At 61.3% G+C, this 7,988-nt stretch carries 10 protein-coding genes; 1 reads left to right on the forward strand and 9 read right to left on the reverse strand.

Going from position 1 to position 7,988, the window contains the following annotated elements:
- A partial coding sequence (locus VL688_02105) for a 5-methyltetrahydropteroyltriglutamate--homocysteine S-methyltransferase (GenBank protein ID HTL46837.1) occupies positions 1–1,238 on the reverse strand: 1,238 nt, incomplete at its 3' end.
- Between the two features lie 13 nt (positions 1,239–1,251).
- Entirely contained in the window at positions 1,252–1,974 is a 723-nt protein-coding gene (locus tag VL688_02110) for a helix-turn-helix domain-containing protein (protein HTL46838.1), read from the reverse strand.
- Between the two features lie 292 nt (positions 1,975–2,266).
- Here VL688_02110 and VL688_02115 point away from each other — a divergent pair, with 292 nt between their 5' ends.
- Positions 2,267–3,328, forward strand: coding sequence for a hypothetical protein (locus tag VL688_02115; protein HTL46839.1), 1,062 nt, complete (start codon positions 2,267–2,269; stop codon positions 3,326–3,328).
- 4 nt (positions 3,329–3,332) lie between these two features.
- Here VL688_02115 and VL688_02120 read toward each other — a convergent pair whose 3' ends face one another.
- From VL688_02120 to VL688_02150, 7 genes are all read right to left on the reverse strand, one after another.
- Positions 3,333–3,671 carry a hypothetical protein gene (locus VL688_02120; protein HTL46840.1) on the reverse strand — a complete coding sequence of 113 codons (339 nt, stop codon included), beginning with the start codon at positions 3,669–3,671 and terminating at the stop codon, positions 3,333–3,335.
- A 70-nt stretch (positions 3,672–3,741) separates the two neighbouring features.
- Positions 3,742–4,308: a putative Fe-S cluster assembly protein SufT gene (gene sufT / locus VL688_02125; protein HTL46841.1), complete on the reverse strand. Its 567-nt coding sequence runs from the start codon at positions 4,306–4,308 to the stop codon at positions 3,742–3,744.
- A 31-nt stretch (positions 4,309–4,339) separates the two neighbouring features.
- A complete protein-coding gene (locus VL688_02130) occupies positions 4,340–5,140 on the reverse strand; it encodes an ATP-binding cassette domain-containing protein (GenBank protein ID HTL46842.1) in 801 nt (266 codons plus the stop codon).
- Positions 5,112–5,489 carry a peptide chain release factor-like protein gene (locus VL688_02135; protein ID HTL46843.1) on the reverse strand — a complete coding sequence of 126 codons (378 nt, stop codon included), beginning with the start codon at positions 5,487–5,489 and terminating at the stop codon, positions 5,112–5,114. The genes VL688_02130 and VL688_02135 overlap by 29 nt, the downstream gene beginning before the upstream one ends.
- A gap of 6 nt (positions 5,490–5,495) precedes the next feature.
- Positions 5,496–5,927, reverse strand: coding sequence for a hypothetical protein (locus VL688_02140; protein HTL46844.1), 432 nt, complete (start codon positions 5,925–5,927; stop codon positions 5,496–5,498).
- Between the two features lie 78 nt (positions 5,928–6,005).
- On the reverse strand, positions 6,006–6,143 hold the full coding sequence (locus VL688_02145) for a hypothetical protein (protein ID HTL46845.1): 138 nt from the start codon (positions 6,141–6,143) through the stop codon (positions 6,006–6,008).
- A gap of 153 nt (positions 6,144–6,296) precedes the next feature.
- The coding region (locus tag VL688_02150) for a hypothetical protein (protein HTL46846.1) at positions 6,297–7,988 on the reverse strand (1,692 nt) is incomplete at its 5' end.

Raw genomic sequence — 7,988 nt, forward strand, 5'->3', positions numbered from 1 at the left:
GCGCTTTTTCTGCGGAAATCACCTTCGGTCACGGAAGCAAGCCGCTTGCGCACCTTCGGGTCGGATACAGCCGGATGCGCCCGGCGGCGGGCCAGGGCCTCACGGCCTTCGGACAAAAGCCGGGAAGCTTCCGGCGCTTTCTGCGAGATTTTCTTCAAGGCATCGAGCTCCGCGAGTTTCTGCCGGGCAAAGGCAAGCGAGCCTTGGATCGCGGGATCAAGCTTCGATTCCCCTTCCGCGTCGAGCGGCACGTGAAGCAGCGAGCACGCGCTCGCGATTTCCACCTCGCGCGGCCCGGCCGCGAGGATTTCCGCAAGCGTGCGCGAGGCCGCGTCCAGATCCGTTCTCCAGATGTTGCGGCCGTCCACGAGCCCCGCGGACAATTTCTTTCCGGCCGGAAGTTTTTTCAAAAGCGCCGGGAGATCGCCCGCGCCGCGCACGAGATCCGCATGCAGTCCGTGAACCGGCAGCGAGCAGGCTAAATCGGTATTGTCTCCGTAGGCGCCGAAATAAGACGCCGCCCAAAGCTCGAGGTTTCCGGCCTGCGGCGCAAGGAAACGGTACGCGTTCTGAAAGGCCTGGCGCGCTTCGGGCCCGAGATCGAGGGCGAGTGCGGGCTCGTCAAAACGCACGGACGCGGCGCCCAGCGTTCCGAGTTTTTTGAGGACTTCCGCGTAAACCGGCAGGAGCTTGGGAAGCAGCGACAGCGCGGAAAATCCCGGCGCCGTGGTCTTGGCCAGCAGGAGAAACGTCACGGGGCCGACGAGGACAGGCCGCGTCAGGATGCCGAGCGCCTTGGCCTCGGAGAATTCGCGGAAAACTTTGTCGGAGGCCAGCGAGAAGTCCTGGTCTTCGGAAAGTTCCGGGACGAGATAATGATAATTCGTGTCAAACCACTTGGTCATTTCCAGCGCGGGTGCCTGGCCGCCGCGGGCCATGGCAAAATACACCGCGAGGTCCACCCTCCCGCCGCGCCAGCCGTAGCGCGCGGGCACGCAGCCGGTCAGCGCGATCGTGTCGAGCACGTGGTCGTAGAAACTGAAATCGTTGGACGCGATGACGTCGATGCCCGCGTTTTTCTGGCCGCGCCAGTTCTCCCCGCGGATTTTCCGGCCCGCTTCTTCGAGCTCCGCTTCCCCGATTTCGCCTTTCCAAAACGACTCGAGGGCTTTTTTGAGTTCGCGGTGAAGGCCGATGCGGGGAAAACCAAGGACGGACGTGCGGAGCTCTGCGGGCATGACGGTTCCTTTCTTACGGCGTGACTTCGTAAAGTTTGATGGATTGGCGCGCGCGCCGGACGTAATAATTCGTGGTTTTTTTCAGACCGGACTTCGCGCCGAGCGCGGCCGCCACGGTTTCGGTGGCGCCCATGCCGGAAGCGCAATGCGTGCCCACGGCGTCCATGACGAGAAAGGCCAGGTTCACGGTCTCGCCGCAGATGTCGCGGCTCGAATAATCCGGATGGCCGGCCGAGCCCACGTAAATGTCTCCCGCATGCAGGGCGATGACAAGTTCCGGAAGCTGGATCACGCGCCGCGCATGCCGGGCGGCCGCGACCGCGCGCTCCGCGTGGCCGGGCCCGGAAAAAAAGCAGAGAAAGCCGTCGCCCACATATTTGACCGGGATGCCGTCCTGTTTCAGCGCGGCCTCGGTCAGGTGGAAGAAAATGCCATTCGCCCATTCCGCGAGCTGCGGCGCGCTGAGCGCATGTGACTTCCGGGCGAAATTGCGGATGCTTGTGGCCATGACCGTGGCCTCGACCGTGCCGGGCTTGGGGTCGTTCACACCGAGCAGGCAATCGGTCGAGACGCCGAAAAGGCGCGCCAGTTTCACCAGCGCCGGAAGGTCCGGGTCGTTTTCGTTGCGTTCCCACTTGGAAACGGCCTGCGGGCTGACGCCGATGCTGTGGGCGAGATCGCCCTGCTTCAAACGGCGTTTTTCCCTGAGATCGCGGATGATTTGTCCGAGCGGCATTCTGAGCTCCTGTTCGTGTTAGGAAAACTACCGCGGAAGAATCATGGAGTCAAACAAGCGCTCTTTGAATCTTCTCAACGGAAGGTTGATTGAAAAAATAAGGAAGAGATTTCAGGTCGTCCGTGCCGTAAACGTCATGAATCAGGGGCTGACACACGAGTAATTTCATGCGGGCCGGTTCTCCGGCAGTCATCGTATCCCTTTGAGGGCGGCTTGACCACAAGATTATGGGCCGCGGGAGGCCGCAAATCCGCGTCTTGAAAAGAAGGCGCCTTCCCTATAAGATTGCGTTATGCAGCTCAAAATCCCGTCCTCGCGCACCATGGCCTTTTTCCTCGCGGCGCTCCTGGCTTTTCCCGCGTCCGGTTTTTCCCAGGCGCCCGCCGCGCCCGAACCTCCGGCCGAAACGCCGGCGCCTCCGGCGAAAGCTCCGGCGCCTCCGCTCCTCGGACAGATCATGGACGTGCATCCGGTTTCGGAAAACGAAACCACCCTGAAAGTGCACATGAAGGAAGGCGAAAGCGAATTCACGGTGACCGGAGACACCTTGATCCAGGCCAGCACGGCCGCGTCCCAGCTCCAGCCCGGGGACCTGATCGTGATGGACAGCGGCAGCGCGCTCAACTCGGTCGAAAACGCGCTGACGAACGCGATCTCTCCGGAAACGCAGGCCGCGGCCCAGGCCGCGCCCGCGGCCGCGCAGATGCCGCAGCAGGCGGAAATGCCCATGAATCCCGCCCAGCAGCAGGGCCCGCCGCCGCCCATTCCGCCGACGCCGAAGGGGCCGCCCGATACCAAGCTTCCGGGCGAACGCAAAACCGACCAGGTGCAGCCGGGCCAGGCCCCTCCCCAGGGACAAATGCCTCCGGAAGCGCAGCAGGCCGCGGCCGCCATGGCGCAGCAGCAGGGCAAGGACATGATGCAGCAGCAGGCGCAGCAAGGCGGAGAACAGCCGCAGCAGGATCAGCGCAAAGGGAAAGACGAAGCGGCCTGGGAAAAGAAAGTCCAAAATCCCGACGAATATAAAGACACGCTGGATTTATTCGAGCCGCCTTTGAAAAAAGAAGAAGGCAAGGAGGGGGAAAAGAAAGAAGAAGCCGGAGAGGCCAAACCCGAAGAAGCCGCGCCGGTCCCTCATGTCATGCAGGTCGTTTCCATCGAGAAAAACGAAGAGACCATCACGCTGGTGATTCAGAGCAAGGACGGCAAAAAAGAAAGCGCGTCGTTTGCCGCCGAAGAGCCGGTGCTCCGCATCCTCACCCCAAAATCGCTGGCCGCCAAGATGATGGTGCAGCTCGAAGTCGTCCCGGATTCCGAGACCAAGATCCTCAAATCGATTATCGTCCTGTCCTGACGCGTCAGGCCGCTCTCCGGAACACCAGCGCGTGCAGCGCGTATCCCGCCACGACAAGCCCCAGGGCGCAGGCCATGGTCATGGGGAAACTCATCTTCAGCCAGCGGTTCAGGACAAAAGGCAGGAAAAACGTGAGGGACAGCGGCACCGCGATCAGGATGGATGTCGCGAACTCGTTGATCTTGTTCATGTCGCGGTACTGATAATAAGAAAAAAAGATCGAGAGGATGGACATCATCGGAAGCGCGATGATGAAGCCCGCGAGCACCGGCCGCCGCCCCGCCAGCCACGATGCGAAAGAAATGATGAGGCCGGAAAAAAGAACTTTGAAGACCTCGAACATGATCTCCTCCACGCGCCCCCTCACCCTTCCCTATCCCCCTTGAGGGGGAGAGGATAGGAGAGGAGGTGCTTTAAAAAAACAGTTCGCGCCGCAGCGCGGGATTCATCTTGTTGGGATTCCAGGGCGGATCGAACACGACTTCGACGGCGCATTCCTTCACGCCGGGGATCGTCAGGATTTTTTTCTCCGCGTCGCGGCGGAGATAGTCGCCCATGCCGCAGCCCGGAGCGGTGAGCGTCATCTTGACGTCCACGCGGTGCTCGGGCGCCGCGAGCGGCGTGATCTTGCATTCGTAGACAAGGCCCAGATCCACGATGTTGTGCGGGATTTCGGGATCGTAACAGGTCTTGAGCTTCGCCCATACGCGCTCTTCCACGAACTTCGCGTCCGGCACGCCGCCCGGCGCAAGCGCGTCTTCCCTCGCGTCGGCCGGGATTTCTTTTCCGAGCGCGTCCGCGTCTTTGCCCTGGATGCTGGCCATGGCGCCCTGATGCGTCACGACCGTGAAGGTGCCTCCGAGCGACTGGGTGATGCGCACTTCCGTGCCTTTGAAGAGCGTGACGTCCTGGCCGCTGGGGATGGCCGTGCAGCTCACGTCGCGCGTCAAAACCTTGATTTCATTGGAAGTCTGGGCCATGGCTTTCAGAGTATCACGGCGCCTGCGATTGTCAACGGCCTTGTGGCGAAGACAAAACAGTGCGCCCGCGGGAATGGGAAACGCTGACCCGCACGCCGAACGTGCGGCGCAGGACTTCCGAAGTCAGGATTTGTTTTTTGGGCCCCGCGGCCCGGACCCTGCCGTCCTTCAGGCAAAGGCCGTGAGTGAAAAAAGGAAGGATGTCTTCGGTTTGATGCGTCACCAGAAGGATGAGCGGCGCGTTTTTCCGGGCTGCGAGACGCGCGAGGAAATCATAAACCAGCGCCCGCGAGCCGAGGTCCAGCGCGGAAAACGGCTCGTCGAGAATCAGGACGCGCGGACGGGCCACCAGGGCGCGCGCGATCACGGCTTTCAGTTGTTCGCCCGTGGAAAGTTTGTCGAAGAGCTTGTCCGCGTGGCGGCCGCAGCCCGCGAATCGCAGCGCGGCCTCCACCCGGCGGTTGAGTTCCCGCGGGATAGGGCCTGTCGTTTCGACCAGAGCCTCGGCTCCCGCGGCCACGGCTTGCCGCACGGTTTCCCAGGGCTTGATGCGCTTGACGACCCACGGCGCGACAAAGCCGATTTTTTTGCGCAGCTCCGGGAGATTGACCTTCCCGAACGTCTCGCCCATCACGCGCACGCTCCCGCGCGTCGCCCACAGATACCCCATCAGGACTTCGAGGAGCGACGTCTTGCCCGAACCATTTTGGCCGAGCAAAAACCAATGCTCGCCTTCACGCGCGGTCCAGTTGAGGCCGTTCAGCACCGGCTTTCCGTCGCGCGTCAGGAAAACGTCTTTGAGTTCAAGAATCGCTTGCGGTGTTTTCGCCATGCTTGCCTTGATTGCGGCGTCTGCGCCGTTTTTTCTGTTTGCGGATTTTGAGAAGACGGACGTCCGCCGCGGTCTTTTCACCGAGGACCTGCGAACGAAACTTTTCCAGCAGAAGCCGCCGCGCGAGAAAACGGTTCAAATTCTGGGAACGCTCTTTCTGGACTTTGACTTCGAGGCCGGAAGGGATGTGCTTGAGCCAGACGCAGGTGGAGGTTTTATTGACGTTCTGGCCGCCCTTGCCGCCGGAATGGACGAACTTTTCGTCGAGGTCCTCTTCGCGCAGGCCGCTGGCCTTCATGCCGTCCAGCAGCTCCTGCTCTTTTTCGGGGCGCACGCCGAACCGGCCCATGCGGGACTATTTCCGGAGGATGACAATGTCCTTGTGGTCGGTCCACTCAAGGTCATTGTTCAAAAAATTGACGTGATCGTCGAGCTTCGCGGCAAAGACAGGCGAAACCGAACCGACGAGGATGACGAGGATGACCGCGCCCCAGTCCTTGAAGGTATCCAGGCGCTTGACGAGCATGTCGTAGTCTTTTTTCGTTTTCAGGTCTTTCTGGATTTCGATCAGGACTTCTTCGGAAAGCGTGATATCGGAAACCACGCCCGCGATCTCGCGCTCCGAGGAGAACGGAAATCCTTCGAGCGATTTCTGGAGGAAGGCCTTGAGGGCCTTGCGGTAAGCGGCGCGCGTTTTCAGCTTGGCCGGCTTCCAGCCCGGAAGCACGGAACGCACGCGCGATGAAGCGTCCTGAATTTCGAAATGACGGATCGGAACAAGTCCCATGAGGCCCCCTGTTGACGGGAAAGGGCGTAGTTTAACTTTAAAACCCCGCGAAGGAAAGAAGGTTTTGGCGGCTGCCGGTCAGGAAGCGAGGACCGACGAGAGATGCACGGTCATGGCGCTCAGCGAAGCGAAAAAAAGAAGGCCGACGAGCATCAAGATGGCCGTGAATTCGGAAAGGTTTTGTTTTTTTGCGTCCTGTTTTGGAATGCCTAACACGGTAATTCCCCCTGAAACTGTCCTATCTCAAAAGTACCCGCGCCGCGCTCTCAAAACAACTTTGTTTTGCTAGTTAAAAAACTCATCTTATAGCGGTTTTATGGGCGAACACGCGGGATTTTCAGAGCCGGGAGAAGTTCGTCAAACCGCCCGTTAAGCGGCCGACTGGACGGCCTGGTAGGAGGCGCGGAAGACGTCGAGCTGGCGGCTGACCTGGCTGAGGGACAGGTCGAAGCTGCCGTCCTTGCGGACCTTGACCACGACGTCGGGCAGCTGCCGCTGCAGGAACGTGGAAACGAAATGGACCCAGTAATCGTCGGAAAGCGCGCGGCCCAGCTGCGCGGCTTCGAGCTTGCGGGTCTCGATCTGCGCGGCCAGTTCCTTCAAAAGGCGCGCGCGGTAATAAAAACTTTCGGCAAGGCGCGGCAGGTCGGATGACGCGGCTTCGAAGTCCGCGGGATTTTCCAGGGCCGCGAAAATGCGTCCCAGGACGCCCTGCGTTTCCTGCCGGCCGGCAAGCGCGACGAGCGAGCGTTTGAATTTCGGATCCTTGAGAAGGCGCGCCACGGACTCGGGCACGGAGCGGCCGAGATCAAAACCGAACACGCGCGGCAACGCGGAGACTTCGGAAGCGGAAAGGCCGGCATGGCGCTGCAGGACCAGGTTGCGCGTCTCCCGCGTGCCCGCGCCCGCGAAGATGTAGCCGGCAACCGGGCTTCCGGCCGCGGGTTTTTCCAGCGACGCGAAAAACGGAAGCGCCGCGCGGAAGAGTTCGAGCTTGGCTTCCAGCGGGCCCGACGTGGACAACAGAACGGCCCCGCGGGACTGCGCCGAGAGCATGACGTCCGGAAGGCCGAGCTTCTGACGCAGGGCCGAGTCTTCGAAAAGCGCGCGCAGGAATTCCACGCGGCCCCGCAGATCGCGCCGCGCGGCTTGGTCCTGTTCGTCAAAGGCAACCGTCTTTTTCGCGGGCATGAGGCGGTCGACCAGGGCTTCGCGCAATTCCGCGCGCTCGTACGGCGCGACCGTGCCTTCCGCGGCCCAGACCACCTGCTCCAGCGGGAAAAGCGAATCAAACGCATAGCCCGCCTCTTTCAGCATGGCCATCAGGGATTTTTCCGTGACGGGACGTATCTCAGACCGGGTTTCCTGAATCGAGGCTTTCTCCCGCGCCGCGCTTGAAGCCACCGGCTCAACCGGCTTTTCTTCCGCGCCGCGCAGCTCGCTGTGCGGCACAAGCCGCAGCGTGTCGCCGTCGAATTCCACGCGGAAATTCCCCGGAATGAACGTTTGGAAAACCGCGGTGTTGGCGATGGCCTGCATGCGCAAAATTTCGAGGACAGCCTGGCGCTGTTTGGAAAGGCCCTGCTCGTTGACGACCACCATTTTTTGTTCCAGCGAGGCCTGCGGGTTTGTCCAATCGAACAGCCCGGCATCGACGCCGGTCAAGAGCTGGGCCAGCTCGCGCGCGTCGCCGATCCGTTCGGGCAGCTTGGCCGCGTCGATCGTCACGATGGGATTTTTCTCCGCGTCATAGCCGAATTTCACGGCCGCCGTAAAGCGCGGATCTTTTTTGATCTTGGCCCGATTTTCGATGGCCTGCGCCACCTTCTGCAGGTAAAGAGGCGGAGACAGCGGCGCATTGTCCGCGTACGGGCTCGTCAGCCATTCGATGGCGGCTTTCACCGAAAGCTTGGGATCGATATTCTGCAGGTGCGTCATGCCGATCAGCGCGGCATACTCCCACATTTCTTCCTGGATCGTGCGGATGGGGTTGATGTCTTTCTGATAGCGGCTCGGCGCGCGGGAAGGATCGGCCGTGTCTTTGGCCCGTCCGTCCAGGCG

Source organism: Verrucomicrobiia bacterium (assembly GCA_035495615.1).
In the GTDB taxonomy this organism is placed as follows: Bacteria; Omnitrophota; Omnitrophia; order Omnitrophales; family Aquincolibacteriaceae; genus DATJFP01.